This is a genomic window from Amycolatopsis sp. 505 (genome assembly GCF_031625235.1).
Classification (GTDB): domain Bacteria; phylum Actinomycetota; class Actinomycetes; order Mycobacteriales; family Pseudonocardiaceae; genus Amycolatopsis.
Genome location: NZ_JACKQP010000001.1, coordinates 75,352 through 102,340, shown reverse-complemented (window position 1 = coordinate 102,340; position 26,989 = coordinate 75,352). Strand labels below are relative to the sequence as shown.

The 26,989-nt window shown below is 72.3% G+C and carries 33 protein-coding genes; 13 read left to right on the top strand and 20 right to left on the bottom strand.

Annotated features, from left to right (window positions below):
* Positions 1–19 precede the first annotated feature (19 nt).
* From H5965_RS00575 to clpS, 3 genes are read right to left on the bottom strand one after another with little or no spacing between them, the layout of a single operon-like run.
* Entirely contained in the window at positions 20–1,003 is a 984-nt protein-coding gene (locus H5965_RS00575; protein ID WP_310967094.1) for a P1 family peptidase, read from the bottom strand.
* Complete coding sequence (locus H5965_RS00570) at positions 1,000–1,557, bottom strand: DUF2017 domain-containing protein (RefSeq protein WP_043776746.1); 558 nt, start codon at positions 1,555–1,557, stop codon at positions 1,000–1,002. The genes H5965_RS00575 and H5965_RS00570 overlap by 4 nt, the downstream gene beginning before the upstream one ends.
* Entirely contained in the window at positions 1,554–1,853 is a 300-nt protein-coding gene (gene clpS / locus H5965_RS00565; protein ID WP_004560461.1) for an ATP-dependent Clp protease adapter ClpS, read from the bottom strand. Before clpS ends, H5965_RS00570 begins: the two co-directional genes overlap by 4 nt.
* 74 nt (positions 1,854–1,927) lie before the next feature.
* Here clpS and H5965_RS00560 point away from each other — a divergent pair, with 74 nt between their 5' ends.
* Genes H5965_RS00560 through H5965_RS00550 form a run of 3 tightly spaced genes read left to right on the top strand, consistent with a single transcriptional unit; the run spans position 1,928 to position 4,492 of the window.
* On the top strand, positions 1,928–3,229 hold the full coding sequence (locus H5965_RS00560) for a nicotinate phosphoribosyltransferase (protein WP_310967093.1): 1,302 nt from the start codon (positions 1,928–1,930) through the stop codon (positions 3,227–3,229).
* Positions 3,230–3,242: 13 nt separating this feature from the next.
* Complete coding sequence (locus H5965_RS00555) at positions 3,243–3,821, top strand: isochorismatase family protein (RefSeq protein WP_310967092.1); 579 nt, start codon at positions 3,243–3,245, stop codon at positions 3,819–3,821.
* Entirely contained in the window at positions 3,818–4,492 is a 675-nt protein-coding gene (locus H5965_RS00550) for a bifunctional 4-hydroxy-2-oxoglutarate aldolase/2-dehydro-3-deoxy-phosphogluconate aldolase (RefSeq protein ID WP_310967091.1), read from the top strand. The genes H5965_RS00555 and H5965_RS00550 overlap by 4 nt, the downstream gene beginning before the upstream one ends.
* On the opposite strand, the gene H5965_RS00545 is transcribed toward H5965_RS00550, so the two are convergent.
* On the bottom strand, positions 4,453–5,067 hold the full coding sequence (locus H5965_RS00545) for a choice-of-anchor P family protein (RefSeq protein ID WP_310968455.1): 615 nt from the start codon (positions 5,065–5,067) through the stop codon (positions 4,453–4,455). The two genes, H5965_RS00550 and H5965_RS00545, sit on opposite strands and share 40 nt — an antisense overlap.
* Positions 5,068–5,277: 210 nt before the next feature.
* On the opposite strand from H5965_RS00545, the gene H5965_RS00540 reads away from it, so the two are divergent.
* The 3 genes from H5965_RS00540 to H5965_RS00530 all read left to right on the top strand — a co-directional run bounded on the left by H5965_RS00540 (position 5,278) and on the right by H5965_RS00530 (position 8,416).
* Positions 5,278–5,865 carry a biotin transporter BioY gene (locus H5965_RS00540; protein ID WP_310967090.1) on the top strand — a complete coding sequence of 196 codons (588 nt, stop codon included), beginning with the start codon at positions 5,278–5,280 and terminating at the stop codon, positions 5,863–5,865.
* A 102-nt stretch (positions 5,866–5,967) separates the two neighbouring features.
* Complete coding sequence (locus H5965_RS00535) at positions 5,968–8,016, top strand: ATP-dependent DNA helicase (RefSeq protein ID WP_310967089.1); 2,049 nt, start codon at positions 5,968–5,970, stop codon at positions 8,014–8,016.
* A 58-nt stretch (positions 8,017–8,074) separates the two neighbouring features.
* Positions 8,075–8,416, top strand: a complete 342-nt coding sequence (locus tag H5965_RS00530) for a hypothetical protein (RefSeq protein WP_310967088.1) — start codon at positions 8,075–8,077, stop codon at positions 8,414–8,416.
* On the opposite strand, the gene H5965_RS00525 is transcribed toward H5965_RS00530, so the two are convergent.
* The 4 genes from H5965_RS00525 to ctaD all read right to left on the bottom strand — a co-directional run bounded on the left by H5965_RS00525 (position 8,413) and on the right by ctaD (position 12,834).
* Positions 8,413–8,817, bottom strand: a complete 405-nt coding sequence (locus tag H5965_RS00525) for an OsmC family protein (RefSeq protein ID WP_310967087.1) — start codon at positions 8,815–8,817, stop codon at positions 8,413–8,415. The genes H5965_RS00530 and H5965_RS00525 overlap by 4 nt on opposite strands.
* Positions 8,818–8,833: 16 nt before the next feature.
* Positions 8,834–9,613: a peptidyl-tRNA hydrolase gene (locus H5965_RS00520; protein ID WP_310967086.1), complete on the bottom strand. Its 780-nt coding sequence runs from the start codon at positions 9,611–9,613 to the stop codon at positions 8,834–8,836.
* The gene (serB, locus tag H5965_RS00515) at positions 9,610–10,839 is read right to left on the bottom strand and encodes a phosphoserine phosphatase SerB (protein ID WP_310967085.1); all 1,230 of its coding nucleotides are present in this window, start codon (positions 10,837–10,839) and stop codon (positions 9,610–9,612) included. The genes H5965_RS00520 and serB overlap by 4 nt, the downstream gene beginning before the upstream one ends.
* A gap of 207 nt (positions 10,840–11,046) precedes the next feature.
* Positions 11,047–12,834 (bottom strand): cytochrome c oxidase subunit I, encoded by a 1,788-nt coding sequence (gene ctaD, locus H5965_RS00510; protein WP_310967084.1) that lies wholly within the window; start codon positions 12,832–12,834, stop codon positions 11,047–11,049.
* 134 nt (positions 12,835–12,968) lie between these two features.
* Between ctaD and H5965_RS00505 the strand changes: the two genes are divergently transcribed.
* Positions 12,969–13,781 (top strand): phosphotransferase, encoded by an 813-nt coding sequence (locus tag H5965_RS00505; protein WP_310967083.1) that lies wholly within the window; start codon positions 12,969–12,971, stop codon positions 13,779–13,781.
* Here H5965_RS00505 and H5965_RS00500 read toward each other — a convergent pair.
* Positions 13,769–14,530, bottom strand: coding sequence for an alpha/beta hydrolase (locus H5965_RS00500; protein WP_310967082.1), 762 nt, complete (start codon positions 14,528–14,530; stop codon positions 13,769–13,771). The genes H5965_RS00505 and H5965_RS00500 overlap by 13 nt on opposite strands.
* On the opposite strand from H5965_RS00500, the gene H5965_RS00495 reads away from it, so the two are divergent.
* Positions 14,529–15,068, top strand: a complete 540-nt coding sequence (locus H5965_RS00495; protein ID WP_310967081.1) for a GNAT family N-acetyltransferase — start codon at positions 14,529–14,531, stop codon at positions 15,066–15,068. The genes H5965_RS00500 and H5965_RS00495 overlap by 2 nt on opposite strands.
* Before the next feature lie 48 nt (positions 15,069–15,116).
* On the opposite strand, the gene H5965_RS00490 is transcribed toward H5965_RS00495, so the two are convergent.
* Positions 15,117–15,422, bottom strand: a complete 306-nt coding sequence (locus tag H5965_RS00490; protein WP_310967080.1) for a hypothetical protein — start codon at positions 15,420–15,422, stop codon at positions 15,117–15,119.
* A 209-nt stretch (positions 15,423–15,631) separates the two neighbouring features.
* Entirely contained in the window at positions 15,632–16,756 is a 1,125-nt protein-coding gene (locus tag H5965_RS00485; protein ID WP_310967079.1) for an alkaline phosphatase family protein, read from the bottom strand.
* A gap of 45 nt (positions 16,757–16,801) precedes the next feature.
* Here H5965_RS00485 and H5965_RS00480 point away from each other — a divergent pair, with 45 nt between their 5' ends.
* Positions 16,802–17,014, top strand: coding sequence for a zinc ribbon domain-containing protein (locus H5965_RS00480; protein ID WP_310967078.1), 213 nt, complete (start codon positions 16,802–16,804; stop codon positions 17,012–17,014).
* Here H5965_RS00480 and H5965_RS00475 read toward each other — a convergent pair.
* Complete coding sequence (locus H5965_RS00475; RefSeq protein WP_310967077.1) at positions 17,011–18,129, bottom strand: aminotransferase class I/II-fold pyridoxal phosphate-dependent enzyme; 1,119 nt, start codon at positions 18,127–18,129, stop codon at positions 17,011–17,013. The two genes, H5965_RS00480 and H5965_RS00475, sit on opposite strands and share 4 nt — an antisense overlap.
* A 58-nt stretch (positions 18,130–18,187) precedes the next feature.
* On the opposite strand from H5965_RS00475, the gene H5965_RS00470 reads away from it, so the two are divergent.
* Positions 18,188–18,664 (top strand): Lrp/AsnC family transcriptional regulator, encoded by a 477-nt coding sequence (locus H5965_RS00470; RefSeq protein ID WP_310967076.1) that lies wholly within the window; start codon positions 18,188–18,190, stop codon positions 18,662–18,664.
* A 2-nt stretch (positions 18,665–18,666) separates the two neighbouring features.
* Here H5965_RS00470 and H5965_RS00465 read toward each other — a convergent pair whose 3' ends face one another.
* Positions 18,667–19,191 carry an adenylate kinase gene (locus tag H5965_RS00465; protein ID WP_310967075.1) on the bottom strand — a complete coding sequence of 175 codons (525 nt, stop codon included), beginning with the start codon at positions 19,189–19,191 and terminating at the stop codon, positions 18,667–18,669.
* On the bottom strand, positions 19,175–19,639 hold the full coding sequence (locus H5965_RS00460) for an Lrp/AsnC family transcriptional regulator (protein ID WP_310967074.1): 465 nt from the start codon (positions 19,637–19,639) through the stop codon (positions 19,175–19,177). The genes H5965_RS00465 and H5965_RS00460 overlap by 17 nt, the downstream gene beginning before the upstream one ends.
* A 93-nt stretch (positions 19,640–19,732) precedes the next feature.
* On the opposite strand from H5965_RS00460, the gene H5965_RS00455 reads away from it, so the two are divergent.
* Genes H5965_RS00455 through tsaA form a run of 3 tightly spaced genes read left to right on the top strand, consistent with a single transcriptional unit; the run spans position 19,733 to position 21,407 of the window.
* Positions 19,733–20,575, top strand: coding sequence for an LLM class flavin-dependent oxidoreductase (locus H5965_RS00455; RefSeq protein ID WP_310967073.1), 843 nt, complete (start codon positions 19,733–19,735; stop codon positions 20,573–20,575).
* Positions 20,572–21,000: a nucleoside deaminase gene (locus H5965_RS00450; protein ID WP_310967072.1), complete on the top strand. Its 429-nt coding sequence runs from the start codon at positions 20,572–20,574 to the stop codon at positions 20,998–21,000. The genes H5965_RS00455 and H5965_RS00450 overlap by 4 nt, the downstream gene beginning before the upstream one ends.
* 11 nt (positions 21,001–21,011) lie before the next feature.
* Positions 21,012–21,407 (top strand): tRNA (N6-threonylcarbamoyladenosine(37)-N6)-methyltransferase TrmO, encoded by a 396-nt coding sequence (tsaA, locus tag H5965_RS00445; RefSeq protein ID WP_310968454.1) that lies wholly within the window; start codon positions 21,012–21,014, stop codon positions 21,405–21,407.
* Here tsaA and H5965_RS00440 read toward each other — a convergent pair whose 3' ends face one another.
* From H5965_RS00440 to H5965_RS00415, 6 genes are all read right to left on the bottom strand, one after another.
* Complete coding sequence (locus H5965_RS00440) at positions 21,408–23,174, bottom strand: 3-hydroxybutyryl-CoA dehydrogenase (protein WP_310967071.1); 1,767 nt, start codon at positions 23,172–23,174, stop codon at positions 21,408–21,410.
* A gap of 119 nt (positions 23,175–23,293) precedes the next feature.
* The gene (gene dhaM / locus H5965_RS00435) at positions 23,294–23,968 is read right to left on the bottom strand and encodes a dihydroxyacetone kinase phosphoryl donor subunit DhaM (RefSeq protein WP_310967070.1); all 675 of its coding nucleotides are present in this window, start codon (positions 23,966–23,968) and stop codon (positions 23,294–23,296) included.
* Positions 23,965–24,594 carry a dihydroxyacetone kinase subunit DhaL gene (gene dhaL, locus H5965_RS00430; protein WP_310967069.1) on the bottom strand — a complete coding sequence of 210 codons (630 nt, stop codon included), beginning with the start codon at positions 24,592–24,594 and terminating at the stop codon, positions 23,965–23,967. The genes dhaM and dhaL overlap by 4 nt, the downstream gene beginning before the upstream one ends.
* Positions 24,594–25,595, bottom strand: coding sequence for a dihydroxyacetone kinase subunit DhaK (gene dhaK, locus H5965_RS00425; RefSeq protein ID WP_310967068.1), 1,002 nt, complete (start codon positions 25,593–25,595; stop codon positions 24,594–24,596). Before dhaK ends, dhaL begins: the two co-directional genes overlap by 1 nt.
* A 67-nt stretch (positions 25,596–25,662) precedes the next feature.
* Positions 25,663–26,655, bottom strand: a complete 993-nt coding sequence (locus H5965_RS00420; protein WP_310967067.1) for a DUF3558 domain-containing protein — start codon at positions 26,653–26,655, stop codon at positions 25,663–25,665.
* Positions 26,656–26,702: 47 nt separating this feature from the next.
* The gene (locus H5965_RS00415; RefSeq protein ID WP_310967066.1) at positions 26,703–26,987 is read right to left on the bottom strand and encodes a hypothetical protein; all 285 of its coding nucleotides are present in this window, start codon (positions 26,985–26,987) and stop codon (positions 26,703–26,705) included.
* Positions 26,988–26,989 lie beyond the last annotated feature (2 nt).

Here is a 26,989-nt window from a genome sequence, read left to right as displayed (position 1 = left end):
CAGCCCTCACCAGGGCGTTTCAGGCGAAGGCCTCCGGCCAGACGTCCCGGTAGGCCGGCACGCCACCGGCCGTGGTCGCCGCCAGGAGCCCGTGCACCATCGCCCGCGCGAACACCTGCGCCGCCGCCGAGCACAGGGCGTCCAGCGCCGCCGGCCGGGCCGCCGCGCCGAACGGGCCGCTCGCGCCCGGCAGCTCGTGCGCCCCCGTGGCCAGCGCGAACACCGTGTCGCCGTCGAACATCGTGTGCGCCGGCCGCACCGCGCGCGCCAGCCCGTCCTGCGCCGCGACCGCGAGCCGCCGCGCTTCGGCCTTCGACAGCGCCGCGTCGACCGCGACCACGCCGATCGTCGTGTTGAGGTCCGTTCGCCGGGACGGCAGGTCGGCAGGACGCGAAGGCCACGTCACGCCGAAGTCGCCGTGGTCGGCCGCGTACGCCCGGCCGGTCGACAGGTCCACCGCCTCGCCGGCCGCGTTCACCGCCGCCAGCGCCCCGACCGTGAACTCGCCCACGACTTCGCTCGCCGACCCGATCCCGCCCTTCAGCGACCCGACGGCCGCCCCCGCGCCCGCCCCGACCGTTCCCTGCGGCACCGGACCGGCAGACGCCGTCGAGCAGGCCGCGTAGCCGAAGGACGCATCGGGCCGGTTGCCCCACTCGCTCCGCGGCAGGTCGAACAGCACGGCCGCGGGCACGATCGGCACCACCTCGTGCGGCTGCGCGCCCACCGGAAAGCCCAGGTTGCGCTCCGAAAGCCACCGCATCACGCCGTCGGCCGCGGCGAGGCCGTACGCCGAGCCGCCCGACAGGCACACCGCGTTGACCCGCTGGACCAGGTTCTCCGGTTCCAGGAGGTTCGTCTCCCGCGTGCCGGGCGCGCCGCCGCGCTGGTCCACCGCGCCCACCGCGCCCTCGGGCACCAGCACCACCGTCGTCCCGGTGGCCCAGCCGTCGCCGACCCGTTCGTGGTGCCCGACCAGGACACCCGGCACGTCGGTGATCATCCCGTGAGCGCCTGGATCAGCGTCTCCTGCACCCAGGTCAGCCAGTGGTAGACGCCGAGGTGCGGCGCCCGCGGGTCGTCCTCGGGCAGCTCGTCCGGCATGTCCTCGGTGACGTCGAGCGCGGTGCCGAGCGCCAGCCGGACGTCGTTGAGCGCGCCCAGCCAGGCGTCGGCCTGCTCCTCGGTCAGCCGGACGTGGCCGCCGTCGCGGGGCAGCGTGTCGAGCACGATCTTGGCCACGCCGACCTTGATGTCGAGCAGCTCCGGCTCGTGCAGCGAGCGCATCGCCGCGACCGAGTCGATGTCCTCGCGGGACGGGTTGTCCGGGTCGAGCTTGTGGAAGTCCGGGAGCAGCCGTGAGAGCACCGGGTCGTCCGGGGACTCCGTCGGCCCGGTCCGGATGCCGGTGAGCTCGGCGAGCTCGTCCTGGGGCGCCTCTTCGGCCCGCGCGGTGAGCATGTCCTCGAGCTGGCTGACCAGCCCGCGCAGCACGGCCGCCTCCTGCTGCTCGAACCCCGCGTGGATCACCGCGCCCTTGCGCCGCCAACCGTTCACGAGGGCTGCTCCATGGTGGCCCAGAGGCCCGCCGCGTGGAGTTTCGCCACGTCCGTCTCCACCTTCTCCTTGCTGCCGGACGAGACGATCGCCTTGCCCTTGTGGTGCACGTCCAGCATCAGCTTGGTGGCGTGGTCCCGGCTGTAGCCGAACAGCTTCTGGAAGACGTACGTCACGTACGACATCAGGTTGACCGGGTCGTTCCACACCACGGTCCGCCACGGTGTGTCCGACTCGGCGACCTCGGCACCGGCCGGTTCGACCTGCGTCTGTTCGGATGCGACAGGCGTGGACATGCACCCCATGGTGTCACGGAGGTCACCGGGTACGCCGCGCCAGGTCCGGCCATGTGGGTGAATAGGCTTACCCCATGGGTTCACCGGAGCCGGTCACGGCCAGCACTGCGCTGCTCACCGACCACTACGAGCTGACCATGCTGGGCAGCGCGCTCGCCGACGGGACCGCACAGCGGCCCTGCGTGTTCGAGGTCTTCGCCAGGAGGCTGCCGGACGGGCGGCGCTACGGCGTCGTCGCGGGCACCGCCCGGGTGCTCGACGCGATCGCGGACTTCCGGTTCACCGACGCCGAACTGGCGCAGCTGGAGGCCACCGCGGTCGTCGACGACGCGACGCTCGCCTGGCTGGCCGACTACGAGTTCTCCGGCGACATCGACGGCTATCCCGAGGGCGAGCTGTACTTCCCGGGCTCGCCGATCCTCACGGTCACCGGTTCGTTCGGCGAATGCGTGCTGCTGGAGACGCTGGTGCTGTCGATCCTCAACCACGACAGCGCCATCGCGTCGGCGGCGGCCCGGATGTCCGGCGCCGCGCACGGCCGCCCGATCATCGAGATGGGCGGCCGCCGCACGCACGAGTACGCCGCCGTCGCGGCCGCGCGCGCCGCCTACCTGGCCGGGTTCGCGACGACGTCCAACCTGGAAGCCGGGCGCCGCTACGGCATCCCGACCCGCGGCACCGTCGCGCACGCCTTCATGCTGCTGCACGACAGCGAGGAAGCCGCCTTCCGCGCCCAGGTGGACAAGATGGGCGCGGACACCACGCTGCTGGTCGACACCTACGACATCACCGCGGGCATCGAGACGGCCGTCCGCGTGGCCGGCCCCGAGCTCGGCGCGATCCGGATCGACTCCGGCGACGTCGGCCCGCTCGCCCGCCGCGCCCGCGAGCAGCTGGACTCCCTGGGCGCCAAGGACACCCGGATCGTGGTGTCCGGCGACCTGGACGAGCACGCCATCGCGGCGCTGCGCGCGGAGCCGGTGGACGCGTACGGCGTCGGCACCTCGGTCGTGACCGGTTCCGGCGCACCGACCGCCGGCATGGTCTACAAGCTGGTCGAAGTGGACGGCAAGCCGGTCGCCAAGCGCAGCGCGCACAAGGAGTCCCGCGGCGGCCGCAAGTCCGCGCTGCGGCGCCACCGCGGCACCGGCACGGCGGTCGAAGAAGTCGTCTGGGCGTCCGGTACGAGCGCGCCCGAGCCCGAGGCGAACGACCGGCCGCTGCAGATCCCCCTGATCCGCGGTGGCCGCCCGGAGCCGGACCTGCCTACGCTCGACGACGCGAGGCAGCGGCTGCGCCGCGGCCTGGTCAGCCTGCCGTGGGAGGGCCTCAAGCTCTCGCACGGCGAGCCCGCAATTCCCACGCTGTTTCTCTGAACGGAGTTCGACCATGGGGACCGCGCTGATCGTGGTGGACGTGCAGAACGACTTCTGCGAAGGGGGCTCACTCGGCCTGCCGGGCGGGGCCGCCGCGGCCGCCGCCATCTCCAAGCAGGCCGCCGAGGGCGGGTACAGCCACGTCGTGGCCACCCGCGACAACCACATCGACCCCGGCGACCACTTCAGCGAGACGCCGGACTTCAAGGACAGCTGGCCGGTGCACTGCGTCGCCGGTACCGCGGGCGCGTCGTTCCACGCCGCGCTCGACGTCGTCCCGATCGGCGAGGTGTTCTCCAAGGGCGAGTACAGCGCCGCGTACTCCGGCTTCGAAGGCGCGGCCCGCGACGGGAAGTCCCTCGAAGCCTGGCTGCGCGAGCACGACGTAACCGACGTCGACGTCGTCGGCATCGCGACGGACTTCTGCGTCCGGGCGACGGCCCTCGACGCGAAGAAGGCCGGCTTCGGCGTGCGGGTGCTGCTGGACCTCACCGTCGGCGGCTCGCAGCCCACGGTCGAGGCGACGCTGAAGGACTTCGACGAGGCGGGCGTCAGTTACACCGGCACCGCCGCCGTCGGCCCGGCCGCGTGAAGGACCTGCAGGCCGCGCTGGCGGAACACCGGCTCGTCGCGATCCTGCGTGCTTCGGACGCTTCCCGGTTCGCCGACGCGGCGATGGTGCTGCACGCGGCGGGCGTCCGCCTGCTCGAAGCGACGCTGACGACGCCGGGCGCGCCCGCGGCCATCACCGCGCTGCGGCTGGCGCTCGGCGAAGACGCGCTGATCGGTGCGGGCAGCGTCCGCGAGCCGTCCGATGTGGACGTCGCGGTCGACGCCGGTGCCGCGTACCTGATCACGCCGACGGTCAACCCCGCGGTCCTCGAGCGCGCCGCGGCGCTGGACACCCCGGTGATCTGCGGCGCGCTGACGCCGACGGAGATCGACCAGGCCTGGCGGCTCGGCGCGGCCGCGGTGAAGGTGTTCCCGGTCGCGGCCGTCGGCGGGGTCGCGTACCTGCGCGCGGTGCGGGCGCCGCTGCCGGACGTCCCCCTGGTGCCGACCGGCGGCGTCCACCTGGCCGACGTCGAGGGCTACCTGCGGGCGGGCGCGATCGCGGTCGCCGCGGCGACGCCGTTGCTGGGTGACGCGCTGTCCTCCGGCGGCAGCCTGCCGGACCTGGCCACCCGCGCGGGCGAGTTCGTCGCGGCGGCTTCCCGCCTGGGCTACTTCCCGAAGGGGTCGCAGGCGGCCGTGCCCAGGTAGAGGTCGCCGCCGGCCGGCCCGCCCTGCGGGAACAGCTTGATGTGCACCGCGTGCGTCACCAGGCTGCCGTCCGGTGGCTGGGGCGTCACGGTCTCGTTGAGCACGACCGTCGCCAGCGCGGTGCCGGCGGCCCCGCCGGGGATGACGATCCGGTAGTTGGGCGGGATCTCCTCCGGCACGGTGACGCCCTCGACGGCGCCGACCGTCACCTCGCCGAGGCTGCCGGTGGCGGTCGTCGCGCACTTCGCCGAGAACGTCCGGACGGTGAGTTCCGGGCCGCCGTAGCGCTTCAGCACGGTCGCCTTGAAGCGGCGCCCGGCCGCCTGGGCGATCGCCACCTCGCCGGACCGCCCGCACCCGGTGTCCCCGGCCCCGAACACGGCGATGTCGCCCGTGGCACCTCCCTGCGTCCAGCCCTTGTACGGGCCGTCGACGGTGCATTTCGCCAGTTCACCGGTGACGACGTGCTCGTTGTCGATCGTCACGTCCACCGAGCCGGACGACGCCCATCCGGTGGACGTCACGGGGGCCGCCGCGCCGAGGAGCGGAACGACCAGCGTCGTCACCGCCAGCAACCGATATGTCCTCTTCCTGGCGTTCCGCATGCTCCGGCCTCCTCGGTCCCGTGACAGATCGCAGCTGTGCCCTTCGTCATCGGCCGGTCCGGCGCCCGCCCTGATCGGGTCCACCCGGACGAGTGGCCGGTGAGGAACGCAACTCGGCGGGTCCACGGGACGGTAACGAGCGTTAACCTCGGGCGTCGCCTGTTCACCTCGGGAGGTTTCGTGTCTTCGCTGTCCTTCGCCGGCAAGCGGCCCGTGCTGGCCGACCTCGTGCCCGGCTCGCTCGTGCGGGACATCGCGCTGGTCGCCGGCGGTGCCGTGCTCACCGGCGCCGCCGCGCAGCTGACGATCCCGGTGCCGGGCAGCCCGGTGCCGATGACCGGCCAGACGTTCGCCGCGCTGCTCGTCGGCGCGTCGCTGGGCATGTCGCGCGGCGCCGCTTCGATGCTGGTGTACCTGCTGGTCGGCGCCGTGGGCGTGCCCTGGTTCCAGCACGGCACCGCGGGCCTGTCCGGCGCGAGCGCCGGCTACATCGTCGGGTTCGTCTTCGCCGGTGCCCTGGTCGGCGCGCTCGCCGGCCGCGGCGGCGACCGGACGCCGGTGCGCACCGCGGGCACCATGGTGCTCGGCAACCTGGTCATCTACGCGTTCGGCGTGCCGTGGCTGATGGCCTCGACCGGCTTCGACCTGTCGACGGCGTTCGCCAAGGGCGTCACGCCGTTCCTGGCCGGGGACGCGATCAAGATCGTCGTGGCCGCCGGCCTGCTGCCGCTGACCTGGAAGCTGGTCTCCGGCCGCGAGCAGGAGTGACCACTCGTCGCGGGGCCTCCCACCCGGGAGGTCCCGCGACGCGAGTGGCCCGTTCGCGACGGAGCACCGATCTCTGTCGGTGGTGGCGGCTAATGTGTCGCTGTGCCCGCCCGAACCGATTTCCCCGGCGTCCTCGAACTCCTCACCCACGCGGTGGAGTCCGTCGGCGGTGCCGAACGCCCAGGGCAGGTCCAGATGGCCGATGCCGTCGGCCGCGCCATCCGCACCGGTGAGCACCTGGCCGTGCAGGCCGGCACCGGCACCGGCAAGTCACTGGCGTACCTCGTGCCCGCTATCCGCCACGCCGTCGAGAAGGAAGCGACGGTCGTGGTCTCGACGGCGACGATCGCGCTGCAGCGCCAGCTCGTCGACCGTGACCTGCCGCGCCTGGCGAGGGCGTTGAAGAAGCCGCTCGGCCGCGAGCCGACCTTCGCCATCCTCAAGGGCCGCCGCAACTACATGTGCCTGCACCGGCTGGATTCCGGCGCGCCGGACGAGCCGGAGGACGCCCAGCTCTTCGACCCGTTCGCGGTGTCCCGGCTGGGCAAGGAGGTCACCCGGCTGCGGGAGTGGGCCTCGGACACCGAAACCGGCGATCGCGACGAGCTCGTCCCCGGCGTCTCCGACCAGGCGTGGCGCCAGGTTTCGGTGACGGCGAAGGAATGTCTCGGCGCTTCGCGCTGTCCGATCGGCACGGACTGCTTCGCCGAGCGCGCCCGCGCCGAGGCCGGCCGCGCCGACGTCATCGTCACCAACCACGCGCTGCTGGCGATCGACGCGCTGCAGGGCTACCAGGTTCTGCCGGACCACGACGTGGTGATCATCGACGAGGCCCACGACCTGGTCGACCGGGTCACCTCGGTCGCCACCGGCGAGCTGACCAGCGCGATGTGCGCGTCGGCCGCGCGCCGCTGCGGCAAGCTCATCGACGCCGACGTCGCGGATCGCCTGCTGGAGGCGGGTGACGGGCTGGCGCTGATCGTCGACGACCTGCCCGCGGGCCGGATGGACGAGCTGCCGCGGCCGTTGCAGGGCGCGATCCCGGCGGTCCGCGACGCCGCGCACGCGTGCATCACGGCGCTGGGCAGCGATCGCAAGGAGGACGTCGAGGGGGCCACCGCGCGGAAGCTGGCGCGGTCGCTGCTCGACGAGGTGCACGACACCGCGGTCCGGCTGCTGGAGGCGTTCGACGAGGACCAGGCGCACCAGCGCGACGTCGTCTGGCTCTCCGGCGACAAGTATTCGTCGAACCCGCGGCCGCCGGCGCTGAAGGTGGCGCCGCTGGGTGTTGCCGGCCTGCTGCGCGAGCGCGTGTTCAACCAGCACACGACGATCCTGACGTCGGCGACGCTGACCCTGGGCGGCACGTTCGACACGATGGCGCGGCAATGGGGTCTCCCGCCGGGCGCGGCCCGCGTGGAGCAGGCACCGGGCGCGGCGACGGAGAAGGAAGCGCCGTCGGACGAGTCGGGCCCGAAGTGGACCGGCTTGGACGTCGGCTCGCCGTTCGACCACCGGCGCAACGGCATCCTGTACCTGGCCAAGCACCTGCCGCCGCCGGGCCGCGACGGCCTGACTTCGTCCACAATGGACGAGCTGGCCGAGCTGATCGAGGCGGCGGGCGGCCGCACGCTCGGGCTGTTCTCGTCGATGCGCGCGGCCAAGCAGGCCACCGAGGAGATGCGCGAGCGGCTGGACTTCCCGATCCTGTGCCAGGGCGACGACGCGACCTCACTGCTGGTCCAGAAGTTCTCCGAGGACGTCCGCACGTGCCTGTTCGGCACGCTCTCGCTGTGGCAGGGCGTGGACGTGCCCGGGCCGTCGCTGCAGCTGGTGGTGGTCGACCGGATCCCGTTCCCGCGCCCGGACGACCCGGTGTCCTCGGCCCGCCAGCGCGCGGTCGAAGCCCGCGGCGGCAACGGGTTCCTGACGGTGGCGGCCACGCACGCCGCTTTGCTGCTGGCGCAGGGCACCGGGCGGCTGCACCGGGCGGTGAGCGACCGCGGGGTGGTGGCGGTGCTGGATTCGCGGCTGGCGAACGCCCGGTACGGCGGCTTCCTGCGGGCGTCGCTGCCGCCGTTCTGGCCCACGATGGACCCGAAGGTGGTGCGGGAGGCGCTGCGCCGGCTGGACGCAGCCGCGCCCGCGTGACGCGGTCCACAGCCGCGCCCGGTACGGTGAAGCCACCGAAGCAACAAGGGAGCACCGGTTGACCCAGGATTCGTCCAGCGCCCAGTCCCGGACCGTCAGCGTCGACGACACCGGCGTGCGGCGGCGGCTCGCGGACGGCAGCGAAGAAGCTGTCACGTGGGCCGGCCTGTCGTCGGTGATGGTGCGGGTCATCCCCGACGGCCCGTGGAACGAGGACGTCTTCTTCATGCTGGTGGGCACCGACGGCAAGGGAACGGCAGTCCCCAGCGGCGACCCGGCGGCCGACGCGCTCATCGAACGCCTGCAGGCGTTGCCGGGCTTCGACAACGAAAAGTTCATCGAGGCCATGACGACCGACGCCGACCAGGCCTACGTCGTCTGGGAATCCGGCCGGAACTAGGCCTGCGGGAAGGTCTCCGTCACCGGGATCCCCTTCTTGAGGGTCCGGCTCACCGTGCAGAGCCGGTCGATCGCACGGTCCACGGCACCGGCCAGGGCGTCCCGCTGATCCGCCGACAAAGTCGACACGTCGACATCGAACGCGACGTGCACGGCGTCCAGTTCCGAAGCGCCTTCACGCCGATCGGCTGAGACACCGACGCGGAATTTCGCGTCCTCGCCGATCCGCCGGGTGATCAGCTCCTCGGCCGTCACCGCGCTGCAGCCCGCCGCCGCGATCTGCAGCAGTTCGGCGGGCGAGAACGCCCCTTCGGCGCCCTTGCGGCCGATCCGGACCTCGGCACCCCGCTCGTTCCGCCCGACGAACGCGTGCTCGCCGGTGCGCTCCACTTCCAGTGTCATGCCCGCTCCAACCGGCTCAGCCGGCCGCTTGTTCCGGCGCCCACTGGGCGAGAACCGTGATCGTGCCGGGGTCGACCTCGGTGAACCCGGCGTCCCGCACGGCGATCACCCGGTCGCGCCGCCACGCGCCCTCCGGGTCGTCGCCCGGGTGCAGTTCCTTCCACTGCGCCGGGCTCGCCGTGCGCACGGCGACCCGGAACCCCTGGGCGGCCCAGGCGGCTCGGTCCGCGTCGTCCAGCAGCGCGGCCAGGATCATCGTCGCGTGGCCGACCTGGGCGGCGCCCTTGCCGACGGTCATCGGCACGTGCGGGTTGAGCAGCAGCAGCGGGACGCCCTCCGGAGGCGGGCCCGGCTCGTCCGCCGGCAGTTCGCTGCCGGAGATCTGCAGCCGCGCGACCTCCTTGGGGGTCTCGGTGACCAGCCCCGGCACGAGCGCCCGCGCCTCGGCGCCGTCGACCTCGACGGTGACGCCCGGCAGGTCCTGGACGGCCGCCCAGTGCGCGCCCCGCGCCCGCCGTGCGACCTTCCGGATCCGGTTGTCGAGCCACGCTTGCATCGGCTCGGCCCACTCGCCGCCGGGCTGCGCGCGCTCGTCGAGGCACACCGCCAGCGCCGCCGCGGCCGCCGCCTCCAGCAGCGGCGTGCGGCCCGGCGGCTCGGCCCGTTCGATGCGCAGGATGACCGGCATCGCGCGGACTTCCTCCGGGAGCTCGTCGGAGGTGTCCGAAGTGTCTTCGGCCGGAAGCCCCAGCCAGAAGGCGTAGCGGGCGCCCAGGGGGTCGAGAACGCTGCTCACGGACGCATCAGCTCGAGCCCGTCGGCGGCGTCGGCCGCTTCGACCTCGGCGCGGGTGAGGCCGAGCATGAACAACACGGCGTCGAGGTACGGGTGCGACAGCGCGGCGTCGGCCACCTCGCGCAACGCGGGCTTCGCGTTGAACGCGACCCCCATGCCCGCGGCCGACAGCATGTCGATGTCGTTGGCGCCGTCCCCGACGGCGACGCACTGCTCGAGCGGGATGTCGTACTCCGCGGCGAAGCGGCGAAGCACCTTCGCCTTGCCGGCACGGTCGACGACGTCGCCGACGACCTTCCCGGTGAGCTTGCCGTCCACGATCTCGAGCTCGTTCGCCACCGCGAAGTCGAGCCCGAGCTCGTCGACCAGGCCCTCGATGACCTGCATGAAGCCGCCCGAGACGACGCCGGCGCGGAAGCCCATCCGCTTGAGCGTCCGGATCGTGGTGCGAGCACCCGGCGTGAGTTCGATCGACGCGGCGACCTGGTCGATCGCCGTCGCCGGCAGGCCGGCCAGCAGCGCGACCCGCCGTTCCAGCGACTCGGTGAAGTTCAGTTCGCCGCGCATGGCCGCTTCGGTGATCTCGCGGATCTCCGGCTCGACCCCGGCGTGCGCGCCCAGCATCTCGATGACTTCGCCCTGGATCAGGGTCGAGTCGACGTCGAACACGACGAGCCGCTTCGCCCGGCGCATGATGCCCGCCCGCTCCACGGCGATGTCGACCCCCGCTTGGACAGCGGCGTCGGCGAGCTCGGAACGCAGCGCGGCGTCGGCTCCGGCGGTGTCTTCGTCGACCGAGACGTACAGCTCGAGCCCGGTCACCGGGTAGTCGGCGACGCTGCGGATCGCGTCGATGTTGGCCCCCAGCGAGGCCAGCCGGCGGGCGACCTCGGAGAAGCCCCGCGCGGTCACCGGGCGGCCCAGCACCACCAGGACGTGGGTCGAGTCGCGGCGGCCGAGCGCGAACGGGTCCTCGCCGATCGCCGTGCCGATCTTGACGTCGACCTGCATGCCGACGGACGCCATCGCCTGCTCGACCGTCTCCTGTAGCCCCTCCGGGTCGCGGTAGACCCCGGCGAGTACCCCGAGCACGAGCTGCCCGCGGATGACCACCTGCTCGACGTCGAGCACATCGACGTCGTGCCGGGTCAGCACGGCGAACAGCACGGACGAGACACCCGGCTTGTCGGGGCCGGTCGTCGTGATCAGGACGGGGGTCTGGGTCACTGGTCATCCCTCGTTCGGCAACGCTGCCCGGCCAGTCTGCCGGTCCGGAGCCGGACATAAGTAGAGCGCGTGCCCGGCTTCACATCAGCCGGGCACGCGCTCACTCGTTCAGGTACCGGAGAACCTTATTCAGCCGTCGGTCGGCGCGAGCGTCACGGTGGGTGCACCGCCTACGGTGCGTAGCGCCGACCTAACCAGAATAAGGTTCTACTTATCGCCCTGCTCGCTCGCGTTGTCCTTGGAGTGGTCTCCCGGGATCACCGCTTCGGTGAGCAGCTGCGACGGCGCCGCGTGGCTGTTGACCTTCTGCTTCCCGAAGAAGCCGATCTCGCCTTCCTTGTGGATGCGCTCGATCATGTGCGGGTAGTGCAGCTCGAACGCCGGCCGCTCGGAGCGGATCCGGGGCAGCTCGGTGAAGTTGTGCCGCGGCGGCGGGCAGGAGGTCGCCCACTCGAGCGAGTTGCCGTAGCCCCACGGGTCGTCCACCGTGACGATCTCGCCGTACCGGTAGCTCTTGAAGACGTTCCAGATGAACGGCAGCGTCGAGGCACCGAGGATGTACGCGCCGATCGTCGAGATCGTGTTCAGCGTGGTGAAGCCGTCACTGGTCAGGTAGTCCGCGTACCGGCGGGGCATGCCCTCCGCGCCCAGCCAGTGCTGGACGAGGAACGTGCCGTGGAAGCCGATGAACGTGGTCCAGAAGTGCCACTTGCCGAGCTTCTCGTCCATCATCCGGCCGGTGATCTTCGGGAACCAGAAGTAGATGCCGGCGAAGGTGGCGAACACGATCGTTCCGTAGAGCACGTAGTGGAAGTGCGCGACGACGAAGTAGCTGTCCGACACGTGGAAGTCGATCGCCGGCGCGGCCAGCAGGATGCCGGTCAGACCGCCGAAGAGGAACGTGACGATGAAGCCCATCGAGAAGATCATCGGCGTCTCGAAGGACAGCTGGCCCTTCCACATCGTGCCGATCCAGTTGAAGAACTTGATGCCGGTCGGGACGGCGATCAGGAACGTCATGAAGGAGAAGAACGGCAGCAGCACGGCGCCGGTGGCGTACATGTGGTGCGCCCACACCGCGACCGACAGGGCCGCGATGGCCAGCGTCGCCCAGACCAGGCTCTTGTAGCCGAACAGCGGCTTGCGGCTGAACACCGGGAAGATCTCCGAAACGATGCCGAAGAACGGCAGCGCGACGATGTACACCTCGGGATGGCCGAAGAACCAGAACAGGTGCTGCCAGAGGATCACGCCGCCGTTTTCGGGGTCGAACACGTGCGCCCCGAGGTGCCGGTCCGCCAGCAGGCCCATCAGGGCCGCGGTCAGGATCGGGAAGGCGAGCAGGACCAGGATGCTGGTGACCAGGATGTTCCAGGTGAAGATCGGCATCCGGTACATCGTCATGCCCGGCGCGCGCAGGCAGACCACCGTGGTGACCATGTTGACCGCGCCGAGGATGGTGCCGAGACCGGAGACCACCAGGCCGGAGATCCACAGGTCCGCGCCGACGCCCGGCGAGTGGATGGCGTCCGACAGCGGGGTGTAGGCGAACCAGCCGAAGTCGGCGGCGCCACCCGGGGTCAGGAAGCCGGAGATCACGATCAGGCCGCCGAAGAGGTACAGCCAGTACGAGAACGCGTTCAGCCGCGGGAAGGCGACGTCGGGCGAGCCGATCTGCAGCGGGAGCACGAAGTTCGCGAAGCCGAAGAGGATCGGGGTCGCGTACAGCAGCAGCATCACCGTGCCGTGCATGGTGAAGAGCTGGTTGTACTGCTCCTGCGACAGGAACTGCTGCCCGGGCCGCGCCAGCTCGGTGCGGATCAGCATGGCCATCGCGCCGCCCGCCATGAAGAAGGCGAACGACGTGACCAGGTACATGATCCCGATCTGCTTGTGGTCCGTCGTGCGGAACAACCGCAGCAGGTACGAACCCTTAACCGACTCGCGCGCGGGGTACGGGCGCGTGGCGATCGGCTTGGGGGCTACGGCCGTCACTCCTGCCTCCAACACTGAAACCTTGTGGTGGTCATCGTCCCGCCACCGGGTCGGACGAGGCCCGATCCGGCGGCTTAGGGGGATCGTAGCCCTCGCTACCGACAGTCGCGCGCACCGGCTGGCAAGATCGGGGCGTGGCCGACGACTACACCCGCGCGGCGGTGCGCGCGGCCCGCGCCGTGACCGCCCGGCTGGGCCTGCCCGGCCACGAACCCGAAGTGCTCCACGAACGCTCGAACGTGCTGGTGAGGCTGGGTCCGCTGGTCGCCAGGGTGCCCGCCACCACCCGCCTGGCGCGGACCGGGCCGGCCTGGCAGGAGCGGGACGTGGCGGTGTCGCGGTTCCTCACCGAACGTGGTGTGCGCGTCGTCTCACCCAGCACGGATCCCCCGGCCGGACCCCATTTCGCCGACGGGCTGCCGGTCACGCTCTGGCACCACACCCCGCACGACCCGGGCCACCGGTACGCACCGGAGGTCGTCGCCCGGTCGCTCGCCGAGGTGCACGCGGCGCTGCGCGAGTACCCGGGCGAGCTGCCCCGCCGCGGCCCGCTGGACGACCTCGGCCACGTCTTCGACCGCCACGACCTGGACCCCCGGTTGCGCGGGGAAGCGGCCCGCCTCGCGGCGGCGTTGCCGGAGGTCGCCGTGCAGCCGCTGCACGGCGACGCCCACCCCGGGAACCTGATCGCCACGCCCGCGGGTCCCTGCTGGCTGGACTTCGAGGACACCTGGCGCGGGCCGCTCGCGTGGGACCTGGGCATCCTGGCCCGGCAGGGCGGCCCGGAATTCCTGGCCGCCTACCCGGGCTCCGTGGACGAAGAGGCGCTTCGCGTGTGTACGCGGCTACGCGAGCTGTACTCGGTTGTGTGGCGATTCGTCATCGCCATCCGATTCCCGCACCGGCTGCCCGAAGCCCGCTCGGCGCTCGACGCCTACTTCGCGTGAGTGGCCGGGTACCAGGAGAGGATCGCCTCGACCACGCCGGCGGGGTCTTCGAGCGGGGTGAGGTGCCCGGCGTCCGGCAGCACGACGAGCGTCGCGCCGTCCATGGCCTCGGCCATCTCGCTCGCCGCCGCGACCGGGGTGATCGGGTCCTCTTCGCCGACGATCACCAGCGCCGGGACGCCCGAGTCCCGCAGCAGGTCCAGTGAATCGGGCCGGGTCCGCAGCGCCAGCGCGGTCCAGGAGATCCCGGACGGCGGCTGCGATTCGATGATCCCCCGGACCGTCTCGACGAGTTCGGGACGCTGTTCCCGCGTCGATCCGGCCAGGAGGTTGGGCAGGTTCGCCTCGGCGAGCCAGGTCTCGGTGCCCTCGCGCTCGACGCGGGCCGCGACGTCCAGCCGCGTCTGCGCGGCCTCGGGCGTGTCGGGCGCGGCCTTGGTGTCGATGAGCACGAGCCCGCCGACCCGCTCCGGGGCGAGCCGCAGCACGGCCATGGCGAGGTAGCCGCCCATCGAGCAGCCCCCGAGCACGACGCGGTCCAGGTCCAGCCGGTCGAGCAGGGCGACGACGTCCCGCGCGGCGTCTTCGAGGCTCGGCTCGCGATCGGTCTGCGGCAGCGGCGAGCGGCCGAGCCCGCGCTGGTCCGGGGTGATCACCCGAAGGTGTGAAGCGAGGGGCGCGCGCACCGCGTTCCACATGCGGGAATCCAAGGGGAAGGCGTGGAGGAGGACCAGCGGCAGTTCGGTCATGCGCGCCATTTTGTCGGACCCCCTCGCTAGCTTCGCCGATGTGTTCACCGACATCGAAACCGACCGGCTCCGGCTGCGTCCGCTCCACGAGGCGGACAGGCAGGCGATGGTCGACATCCACACGGACCCGCGCACCAACCGCTTCCACCCCGACCCACCCGACGTGCCACGAGCGTCGGCGATGTTCTCGGAGTGGCTGGCGCACTGGTCGGAGCACGGCTTCGGCTACCCGGCAGTCCTCGAGCGCGGCGGAACGGAGGTCTTGGGCATGTGCGGCGTGCGGTTGCGCGAGTTCCACGGCGAAAAGGTCCTCAACCTCGGCTACCGCTTCCGCCCGTCGGCGTGGGGCAAGGGTTACGCGGTGGAGGCGGGCCAGGCGGTCTTGGCGTGGTGCGCCCGCGAGCTGCCGTCCGTGCCGGTGCTGGCGAGCGTGAGCACCGCGAACAAGCCCTCGCTCAGGGTGGCCGAGCGCCTGGGCTTCACGGAGTACACGGAGGAGGTGTACGAGGGCGCGATGTCGAGGCACTACCGGCGCTGACCCCGCCGTCGTTGTTTGACAACTCCAGAGTGAATCCGGCCGCCCACCTCACCAGCGGCGGGACGGCCGCCGCCGGGCCCGAGCTTCCCAGCAGGCCCGGTGCCAGTGCCGCCGGTCGGCGACCGACCCGGTCTCGTCGGCGGGCCAGACGACGAGGTGCGGCGTCCCCGGCCAGATCTCGTGGTCGCACCCGGGGCAGCGGTAGACCTTCGTGGCCTGGCTCCCGGGCACGGTCCGCACGAGCCAGTCCCCGTCCACCCCGGACTCGGCCCGCGCCCACCCGGTGGCGGCCCCGAGGTCACGCTCGGGCGGCCCGCCCTCCGAACGGCGGCCGGGGCGGTTGCGTCGTGGCACGCCCAAACGGTAACCGCCACCCACCCGACCCAACCCCCCAGGCACACGAGTCGACCCCCCAATCACGCGTGATGACCCTCCAATCACGCGAGATGACCCTCCAGACACACGTGATGCCCGCCCAAGCACCGCCGAGCCCGCCCGCGTGTCGTCCACCCAGGTACGCGTGTCGTCCATCCAGGTACGCGTGTCGTCCGCCCGGGTACGGCCTACCCCTGGGCCAACGCCAGCGGCACCAGCTGTTCGGCGCTGGTGAGCGACCCGTGCTGCCCGACCAGCGACGTCTCGACGGCCTCCGCGAGCCCCCGCACCATCCCGAACCGGTCCCGGGCCGCGGCCACCACGTCGCCGATCCGCGGCAGCACCCGGTCGCTCACCGTGTGCCCGAACCAACCCTCCGCGACGGCCTCTTCGCGCGAGCGCACCCAGGCCCGCTCGCCCAGCACCTCCCGCCAGGCCGCGAGGACGTCGGCGGCCGCCCCCGGCTCGGTGTAGACGTGCCGGGCCCGCACCTCGCCCCCGAACGTCCGGACGCCGGCCAGCAGTTCCGGGACGTCTTCGAGGTCGAGCTTGTCCTCGACGGTCACCATCCCGTGGTCGGCCACCACCGCGAGCAGCGCGCCGGGCGGCAGACCGTCCACAAGAGACTCGACGAGCCGGTCGATCTGCCGCAGCTGCATCCGCCAGGCGGTCGAACCGGGCCCGTAGACGTGCCCCAGCAGGTCGAGTTCGCTGTGGTAGGCGTAGCAGAACGCGCGCCCGCCGAGCACCGACAACGTCCGCGCGGCGAGGTCGCCCAGCGCGTGGACCCCGGCGTACTGCGCGCCGCTCTGGGTGGCCAGGGTCAACGCCGTGTCGCGGAACTTGGCCGACGACACCACGGCCGCTTCGATGCCCGCCGCGGCGGCGCGCTCGAACGTCGTCGGCAGCGGCTGCACCTCGCGGGGCGGGAGGGCGCCCCGCAGGTCGCTGCCGTCTTCGTGGCTGCACCAGCGCAACGCGTTGAGCACGCCGGTGCCCGGCATTTCGAAGGTGTAGCCGACCATCCCGTGCTCGCCCGAAGCGAGCCCGGTGCCGATCGCGGCCACCCCGGCGGCCGTCGTCGACGGGAAGCCCACGCGCAGCGATTCGCGGGCGAGTTCGGTCAGCACCGGGGCGTCCGCCGCGTGCTCGGCGAGCAGCTCCCAGCCGAGCCCGTCGACGAGCAGCACGCCGGCGCTGCGGGCCTCCGGCAACGCCAGTGCGTTCCCGCAACCGGGCACCCCGAGCGCGGCGAGCAGGGACGGGACGACCTGGCCGAGGTGCGGGACGTCGGCGAGCGAGGGCGGCTGCACGCGCCCAGCTTCCCATCCCCGGGCGCCTCCGGCGATAATCGCGGCATGCCGACCTACGCCTACCGCTGCCGCGAGTGCACCGAGACGTTCGAGCTCCTGCGCCCGATGAGCGAATCCGGCGCGCCGGCGACCTGCCCGGAGGGCCACGCCGACACCGTCAAGCTGCTCACCACGGTCGCCCTCACCGGGGCCGCGAGCGGTCCCGCGGCCCCGGCCGGCGGTGGCGGTGGCTGCTGTGGTGGCGGCTGCTGCGGCTAGACCGCCTTCAGCGCCTGCTCCAGGTCGGCCCACAGGTCCTCGACGTCCTCGAGGCCGGCGGACAGCCGGATCAGCTGGTCTGAGACCCCGGCGCCGTGGCGGTCGCCCTCGTCGACGATCCGGTGGCTGATCGAGCCCGGGTGCTGGATCAGCGTGTCGACGCTGCCCAGGCTGACGGCCGGCGTGATCAGCCGGACGGCCCCGATCAGGGCGTGCGGGTCGCCGTCGACCTCGAACGCCACCAGCGGCCCGCCGATCCGCGGGTAGTGGACGGCGGTCACGGCCGGGTGCTCGCCGAGCCGTGCCGCCAGGGTCGCCGCGGTCGCCGAGGCCGCGTTGACGCGCAACGGCAGCGTGGAAAGCCCGCGCAGCAACAGGTATCCGGCGAGCGGGTGCAGCACGCCGCCGGTCGCGAAGCGGATCTGCCGCAGCCGGGCGGCCTCCGCCGCGTCGCACGCGACGATCCCGCCCATCACGTCACCGTGGCCGCCGAGGAACTTCGTCGCGCTGTGCACCACGATCCGCGCGCCGTGGCGGCCCGGACGCTGGAGCACCGGGGTCGCGAACGTGTTGTCCACCAACAGCGGCACCTCTCCGCACGCGCGGGCCAGCTCGGCGATGTCGGCCTCGGCCAGGGTCGGGTTCGCCGGCGTCTCGACGAACACGAGCCCGGTGTCCGGCCGCAGCGCGGCGGCGACGGCATCCGGCGCGGCCCAGGTGACCTCCGTGCCGAGCAGCCCGGACTCGAGCAGGTGGTCGCTGCAGCCGTACAGCGGGCGCACCGCGACGACGTGGCGTTTCCCTTGCGCCACCGCGGAAAGCAGGCAGGCCGAGACGGCGGCCATGCCACTGGCGAACGCGACGCCGTGCTCGAACCCCTCCAGCTCGGCGAGCGCCCGCTCGAACCGCTCGACGGTCGGGTTGCCCACCCGGCCGTAGATCGGCGGCCCGTCGAGTTCGGCGCCGGCGGCGAAGGCGTCGATCCGGGCGGCTTCGGCGGCACTGTCGCGGGACGGGTAGGTCGTGGACAGGTCGAGCGGAGCGGCGTGCACGCCGAGGTCCGTGAGATCGTCACGGCCGGCGTGGACGGCTCGCGTGCGCAGCGAGGAAGTCATGGCAGCATGGTCGAGCTTTCCCCGGGCCGGGGGCAACACTCTCGGATATCATTCGGTGATGTCCGCTTCCGTCGAACTGAGTCCGGTCGATCTCGCAATCCTGCGCCTGCTGCAGAACGATGCCCGGATCACCAACAAGGACCTCGCGGCCGCGGTCGGCATCGCGCCGTCGACGTGCCTGGACCGGGTCGCCCGGCTGCGGGACACCGGGGTGATCACCGGGCAGCACGCGTCGGTCGACGCGGCCAAGCTGGGCCGGCCGCTGGAGGCGTTCCTGTTCGTCCAGGTCCGCCCGCACCGGCGGCCGCTGGTGGACCCGTTCATCGAGCACCTGCTCTCGCTGCCGGAGGTGCGCGCGGTCTACCACCTGACCGGGCCGGACGACTTCCTCGCGCACGTGGCGACCAGCTCGGCCGGGGAGCTGCAGCGGCTGGTCCTCGACGAGCTGACCGCGCGGGACGAGGTCGCCCGCGTGCACACCAACCTGGTGTTCCAGCACTGGAGCGGCGGCCCGCTGCTGCCGCCGGGGGCCTGAGGTCAGAGCGTCTCGAGCCAGCGGCGGGTCTCGCGCGGGGACGTCAACCGGACGACGGCCGGGCCGGGTGGCTCGGCGGCCCACGCCCGGATGCGGGCCCGCTTGCGCGCGAACGACGTGAAGTGCCAGCGGATGATCGAGTCCGCGGAGAACATCTGGCGGAACGACTCGACGTTGCCGTTGCAGATCCGCCGCCGGGTCGCCGCCCGCACGAACGTCCGGCGCACCAGGCGGCTCAGCGAAAGCCAGCGCGGGTAGTCGAGGCCCACCACCAGCTGGGTGCGCGGCAGGACGATGTCCTGCCACTTGCTGTAGACGGCGTCGAGGACCCAGCGTTCCTGCGCGCACACCTCGGCGATCCGGCGGCGCTGTTCGTCGTCGGGGGTGCCGACCCAGCCCGGCTGCCAGCAGATGTCGTCCGCGGAGTGGCAGGGCAGGCCGGTCCGCTCGGCGATCCGGGCCGCGAGCGTCGACTTGCCCGAGCCGGTCACGCCGACGACGACGATCCGGTCAGGCCTCGAGGTCACGGGCGGGCTCCCGCGGTCCGCGGTAGGGCAGGGTCTGGCGGTAGACGAGGTTCGTGGTCGTGCTGCCGAACTGGCACAGCTCGTCGACCGTGCGCTCGAGGTGGGCCATCGAGGCCGCGGCGATCTTGAGCGTGTAGCAGTCGTCGCCGGTGGTGCGGAGGCATTCGAGGATCTCCGAACGCTCGCCGAGCAGCTTGTGCAACGGCTCGTGGCGGCTGCCCGGGTACTTGAGGCGGACCACGGCGAGCACCGGGTAGCCGACCTTGCCGAGGTCGATTTCCGCGCGGTAGCCGCTGATCACGCCGACGGTCTCGAGCCGCCGGAGCCGCTCGGTCGCCGCGGACGCGCTGAGGTTCACGCGGCGGCCGAGCTCGGTGAGCGGCAGCCGGGCGTCGCGCTGGAGCTCGGCCAGGATGGCCCAGTCCGTCGGGTCGAGACTCTCGGTCATCCGCCGAACATACCGTGGGATCCACGGCGGAACGGGGCGAACGCCGTGATCGTTCCCTTCCGGATCCGGGCAAAACGTCGATAGCCTTTCCGGGTGAAGATCGGCGTGAACGTCCCCAATTTCGGCCCCGGCACGAACCCGGGTGTGCTGCGCGCCTGGGCGCAGACGGTCGAAGGCCTCGGCTACGACCTGCTGATGGTGTCCGACCACGTCGCCATCACGCCGGACGTCGCCGGCCAGTACCCGGCGCCGTTCTACGAGCCGTTCACGACGTTGTCGTGGCTGGCCGGGGTGACGCAGCGGGTGCGTCTGGGCACCACGGTGCTCGTGGTGCCGTACCGGCATCCCCTGCTGGTGGCGCGGATGGCGGCGAACCTCGACGAGCTCAGCGGTGGCGGCCGACTGGTGCTCGGCGCCGGGATCGGCTGGGCGAAGCAGGAGTTCGACGCGCTGGGCGTGCCGTTCGAACAGCGCGGCAAGCTCACCACCGAGCACCTGCGGGCGATCCGTGCCGCGTGGGCCGACACGGACGACTACCGCGCGGGGTCGATCCCGCTGTGGCTCGGCGGGCACAGCGACGCCGGGCTGCGCCGGGCGATCGAGCTCGGCGACGCCTGGCACCCGCTGCGGCTGACGATGGCCGGGTTCCGGGAAACGCTGGGGCGTCTGGAAAAGCTGGCCGGGGACGGACCGGTGCCGGCCTTCGCGCCGCGGATCCTGTTGCGGGTGACGGCGGCGCCGGTGACCGGGCCGGACCGGCGCGCCGGCGAGGGCACGCTCGAGCAGGTCGTCGACGACCTGGCGCAGCTGCGGGCGATGGGGGCGGACACCGTCGTGCTCGACCCGTTCGACTCGGACCCGGCCGAAACGCTGCGCCCGGAGGTGGCGTGGCGTGATCTCGCGGCGGTGGCCGCATCCTGGAGGGAGAACCTGTGAAGGACACCGAAGAAGCCCTGCTGCGGCGGGCGATCGAGCTCGCCCGCGAGGCGCGCGAGGAGCACGGCAACCCGCCGTTCGGCTCCCTGCTGGCCGACGCCGACGGGAAGATCCTGGTCGAGGACCGCAACACCTCGCTGACCGACAACGACATCACGGCCCACCCGGAACTGAAGCTGGCGCGCTGGGCGGTCCAGAACCTGGACCCGGAAACCGCGGCGGCCACGACGATGTTCACCAGCACGCAGCCGTGCGGCATGTGCACCGGGGCGATCGAGCGGTCCGGGCTCGGCCGCGTCGTCTTCGCGTTGTCGACGGAGCAGTTCCTCACGCTGCGGCCGCCGCTCACGTGGGGCAAGCACAAGATGGAGGGTCCCGCCCTGTTCGACGAGGCCCGCGTGCCGGTCGAGGGCTATTACCAGTGACGGCTTACCAGGTGCGCCCGGTGGCGCGCATCGAGTCATCCCTGACGGACCGTGCGTCGGCTCCGAAGCAGGGTGACGAGGGCGCGCCACCGTCCCGGGTGGTGTTCGAACCGGAATTCGCCCGTGCAGCGGCCGATCTCCGCCCGGGCGACCGCCTGGTCCTGCTGACCTGGCTGCACGAAGCAGACCGCGGCGTCCAGGCGGTCCACCCGCGCAGCGATCCGGACCGTCCGCTGCAGGGCGTGTTCTCGACGCGCTCACCGGACCGCCCGAACCCGATCGGCCTCCACACGGTGACGGTGACGGCCGTCGAGGGCAGCACGCTCACCGTCGCCGGCCTGGAAGCCATCGACGGAACGCCGGTGCTCGACGTCAAGCCCGTCCTCGGCGAGGTGGCCGAGCGCTGATCAGTAGTCCTTGAAGCCCTTCCCGGTCTTCCGCCCCAGCCGGCCGGCCGTCACGAGGTGCTCCAGCAGCGGTGCCGGCGCGAAGCCCTCCTCGCGGAACTCGTTGTAGAGCGTCCGCTGGATGGCCAGGGAGACGTCGAGGCCGACGACGTCCAGCAGCTCGAACGGGCCCATCGGCAGGCCACAGCCGACCTTCATGGCCGTGTCGATGTCGTCCGCGCCCGCGTAGTGGGCCTCCAGCATCTTCACCGCGTCGTTCAAGTACGGGAACAGCAACGCGTTGACGATGAAGCCCGCGCGGTCGCCGCAGTGCACCGCGTGCTTGCCGACCGCGGCGCAGACCGCGCTCGCCGTCGCCACCACGTCCGGGGCGGTCGCGATCGTCGAGACCACCTCGACCAGCTTCATCACCGGGGCCGGGTTGAAGAAGTGGAGACCGACCACATCGGACGGCCGGGACGTCGCGGCCGCGCACTCGATCACCGGCAGCGAGGACGTCGTCGTGGCCAGGACCGCGCCGGGGCGGACCACCTCGTCCAGCGCCGAGAACACCGCCTGCTTGACCGCCAGCTCCTCGGCCACCGCCTCGACGACCAGGTCGACGTCGGCCAGCGCCTCGAAGTCGGTGACCGGGGTGATGCGGGCCAGCGCCACCGCGGCGTCCTCTTCGGACAGCTTGCCCTTGACCACGGCCTTGTCGAGCGACTTCTTGACGCGCGCCACCGACGCCTGCGCCTTCTCCAGGCTCCGGGCGCGCAGCACGACGTCGAGGCCGCGCTTGGCGAACACCTCCGCGATGCCGGTGGCCATCGTGCCCGTCCCGACCACGCCCACCCGCGCCACCGGGCGCGACGGCACACCCTCCACAGTGGACACGCTCGCCGAGGACACCACGTTGGGCGAGTCCGGGCCGTCGTAGGTGTAGAAGCCCCGGCCGGTCTTGCGACCCAGCAGGCCCGCCGTGATCATCTGCTTGAGCAGCGGCGCGGGCGCGTGCAGGCGGTTGCGGGACTGGTGGTACATCGTGTCGAGGATTTCGTTCGCGGTGTCCAGCCCGATCAGGTCGAGCAGCGCGAGCGGGCCCATCGGGTAGCCGCAGCCGAAGCGCATCGCGGCGTCGAGGTCCTCGCGGGTGGCGTAACGCTGCTCGTACATCCGCACCGCGTGGTTGAGGTAACCGAACAGCAGCGCGTTGGCGATGAAGCCGGCCCGGTCGCCGATCACCACCGGCACCTTGCCGAGCCGCTCGGCGAACTCGACGACCTCGGCGACCACGTCCGGCTCGGTCACCACGGTCTTGACGATCTCGACGAGCTTCAGCACCGGCGCCGGGTTGAAGAAGTGCATGCCGACGACCTTGCCGGGCCGCGCGGTGTGCACGCCGATCTCGGTGATCGACAGCGACGACGTGTTGGACGCGAAGACCACTTCGGGCCGGGTGATCTTGTCCAGCTCGGCGAAGACCTCGGCCTTCAGCTCGAGGCTCTCCGGGATCGCCTCGATCACCAGGTCCACTTCGGACAGATCCGACAGGGACGTGCCGTACCGGATCCGGCCCAGCAGCGCCTCGCGCCCGGGGGCGTCCAGCTTGCCGCCGGCGAGCGCCCGTTCGGTCGAGTGCTCGAGGTGCCCGCGGCCGCGGGCGACGCCGGCTTCGTCGACTTCGACCGTGACGACGTCGAGCCCGCTGCGCGCGAGCACTTCGGCGATGCCGGCCCCCATGGTGCCCAGGCCGACCACACCGACCGTCGAAATGTCCCGCGCCATCGAGGCCTCCAGAGATGTTACTCGCTGGTAATTGGCCTCGATACTGCCACGGGCCACCGCCGGAGCCCAGACGGAATCGAGTCAGTACGGCTCAAGTCACCCGGTCGGCGACGACGGCTTCACTCGCCGAAATTGCCGTCCACCAGCTCTTTCGCCTTCTCCAGCGCGGCGGACGCCTGTGGCCCGCGCGCCCGGACGCGGATCCGGTCACCCTGGCGCGCGCCGAGCGACATCAGGGCGAGGACGCTGTGGCCGTCGGCCTCCTGGTCGCCGAGCCGCACGGTCACCTCGGCGTCGAACTCGCTGAGCGTGCGCACCAGCACCGCGGCGGGCCGGGCGTGCAGCCCGACGTCGTTGTGCAGCTCCAGCTCGACTTCGGCGGCGTCGGCCGGAGCCTCCTCGGCGGGCGCCAGGTCATCGGGGATCCCGGCCGCCGCGGCGGCCTCGGCCACCGCCTTGCGGTCCTGCCCGGCCTGGGCCGCGACCGCCGCCGCGATCGCGCCCTCGACCAGCGGGCCGTCCGCCACGATCGCGGCCGAGGGGTCGGCCAGTGACTCGACGGCGAGCTCCGCCGTCATCTGCGCGCTGCCCAGGTCGTAGAGCAGCACGACGCCGTCGCCGGAGTCGGCGCGCTGGGTGGCGGCGACGACCTCGTCGTAGTCCGTGCCGATCGAGCCGTCGGAGAGGCCGCCGGCCGGGAGGATGGTGACGTCCGGCGCCATCTGGGCGGCCAGTTCGGCCAGCCCTTCGGCGAGCTTCGCACTGTGCGACACGAGCACGATTCCCACACTCACCGGGCGGCCTCCGCGAACGCCCGCAGCAGCAGCGCCGACGACCGCGCGCCGGGGTCCATGTGCCCCACGGCCCGCTCGCCGAGGTAGGACGCCCGGCCCTTCCGCGGCACCAGGTCCACTGTGGACTCCGCGCCGGTGTCGGCCGCGTCGGCCGCCGCGGTCAGCACCGCGGCGACGTCCCCGCCGCCCTCGGCCGCCTTCTCCGCGGCCGCCACCGCGGGGATCAGGGCGTCGACCATGGTCGCGTCGCCGCCCACGGCCTTGCCGCGGGCCTGGACGCCTTCGAGGCCGGCGCGCAAGGCGTCCAGCAACGCCGGGACGTCGACGGCCTCGACAGTGCCCAGCTTGGCCGAAGCACGCAGGAAAGCCGTGCCGTACAACGGGCCCGCGGCCCCGCCGACCTTCGAGATCAACATCGTCGCGACGAGCTTGAGCACCCCGCCCGGCGTGTCCGGAACCGCCGAATCGAGTGCCGCCACGACGGCCGCGAAGCCGCGGTTCATGTTCTCGCCGTGGTCGCCGTCGCCGATCGCGCGGTCGAGGTCGATCAGTTCCACCCGGTGCTCGGCGACCACCGCCGCGGCGGCGCGCACCGCCGCCGCGACCCCCGCGGCCTCACACGCCATCAGAGCCCCCACCGCAGGGCCGCGGTGTTGACCGGGGCGTCCCACAACTCGGTCAGCTCGTCGTCCAATTTGAGCAACGTCAGGCTCATCCCCTGCATCTCGAGGCTGGTGATGTACGGGCCGACCAGCCGGCGTTCGACCACGATCCCACGGTCGGCCAGCAGCCGCTCGGCGATGCCGTGGGCCAGGTAGAGCTCGACGAGCGGGGTGCCGCCCATCGAGTTGGTGAACAGCAGCACGCGGTCGCCCGAGGCGAACGGCAGGTCCGACACGACCGCCTCGACCATCCGGGCCACCAGCGCGTCGGCCGGCTCGGCCGGGAGCCGCTCGCGGCCGGGCTCGCCGTGGATGCCGATGCCGAACTCGATCTCGTCGTCGGCGAGGTCGAAGCTGGGGGTGCCGGCGTGCGGCACGGTCGGCGCGGTGAGCGCGACGCCGATCGACCGGACCTGGCCGATCACCTTCTGTGCCAGCGCGGTGACGGCGTCGAGCGAGTCGCCGCGCTCGGCGGCGGCGCCGGTGATCTTCTCCAGCAGCACGGTCCCGCCGACCCCGCGGCGGCCCGCGGTGTACGTCGAGTCCTTGACCGCGACGTCGTCGTCGATCACGACGCTGCGCACCTCGAGGCCCTCGGCGGCGGCCAGCTCGGCGGCCGTCTCGAAGTTCAGCACGTCGCCGGTGTAGTTCTTGACGATGAGCAGCGCGCCCGCGTCGCCGGTGGTCGCGGTGACGGCGGCCTGCACCGCGTCCGGCGTCGGCGAGGTGAACACCGCGCCGGGCACGGCCGCGGCGAGCATGCCGTGGCCGACGAACCCGCCGTGCAGCGGTTCGTGCCCGGACCCGCCGCCGGAGATGACGGCGACCTTGCCCGCGACCGGGGCGTCGGCTCTGATCACGACGTCCGGGTCGTACTGGACCCGGAGGACGTCGGCGTGCGCGGCGGCGAGGCCCCGCAGCGACTCGGCGACCACGTTCGCCGGATCGTTGATGATCTTCTTCACGGCAGCCTCCGGCACATCGGCGGGTGGGGTGTCCCCTTCCTACCTCTCCGCGCGGCCCGCCGCCAGATCAGGGTTTGGGGAGCTTGGTGACCACGTTCTTCGCGACGGTCACCGCCTTGCCGCACGGGTCGGTGTCGTTGTCGGCATACCCCTGGTAGTCCACCTGGGCCAGTTCGACGTCGTCGCCCTGCCACGGCCGATGCTGCCACTCGACCTTGCACCGCGCCGAACCCCCGGTCGCCTGCTTCTGGAAGCCGGTCACGCCGTTGCCGAGGTCCACCTTGGAGTTGCCGTCACCGACGAGCGGGGGCAGCCCCGGCCGGAACCCGACCGTCACCGCCGGGCCCCGGTCCCGCCACTCGCACGAGTGCAGCCCCGAGGGAGCGGGCTTCGCCGACGGCACGACGGCGGTCACCGCCGCGGCGTCGGCCATCGCGCACGGCTCGGCGGTCAGCACGGTGCCCGCGGGTGTCGAGTACTTCTCCGGCGAGTTGTGCACCTTTTGGACGACGGCTTCGGCGAGCGCCTGCCCGGGGCGGCAGGGATCACCCGCGTAGGTGACCGACACCTGGAGCGCCACATCCGGGTTCAGCGCCGTCATCACCGCGACGGTGCAGTCGGTGTCGCCGGTCTTGTTCACGCGCAACGGCAGCCCGCCGGCCACTCCGGTCGTCTTGTCCGCCCGCGGCACGACGGTGCTGCCGATCTCGAGTTCGAGCCGGATCTCCTTGCCACCGGGGTCCTTCACCTTGTTGCTGCAGGTGTCGAAGGCGATGGACGACGGCGACGGGTCGTCCTCGACCGTGCCGAGGCCGAGTGCGCCCAGTGCGTCCTTGGTCAGGAACTGGCACGGCTGGATCGTGCGGAGCACGCCGGCCGCCACGGCGGCGTCGGTGATCGGGCCGTCGGGGACCTGGCCGGACCCGGCCGCCGCGGGCACCGTCGTCCGGGCGAAGTTGGACTTGCCGAGGTCCGGCCCGCACGCCGTCAGCGGCAGGGCGAGCGCGGTGACCAGCAGGAACAGCTTCGGGAGACGGCGGTGCCGAACGTCTGGGAACACGCGATGCACGGTAGCGGCAGCCGAACGCCGCTGTCCGGACAACCCGGCTATTCGCCCGCCGCCGCCGGTGTGTCGCCGGTCTCCGGCTCGGCCGGCACGACGAGCGGGCGCACCAGGGCCCAGGTGACGAACAGCGCGGCGACCACCAGCATGCCGATCCCGGCCCACAGGTTGATGTTGACGTCGGCCGCCTTCTTGATCTCCTCGTCGGAGGTGAAGCCGATACCCATCACGGTGAGGATGACGCCGTAGACGCCGATCAGCAGGGCGATGATCAGGCGGATGTCGAAGGCGCCTGCCTTGTGCGCGCGCGGCTGCGACTCGGTAGCCATTC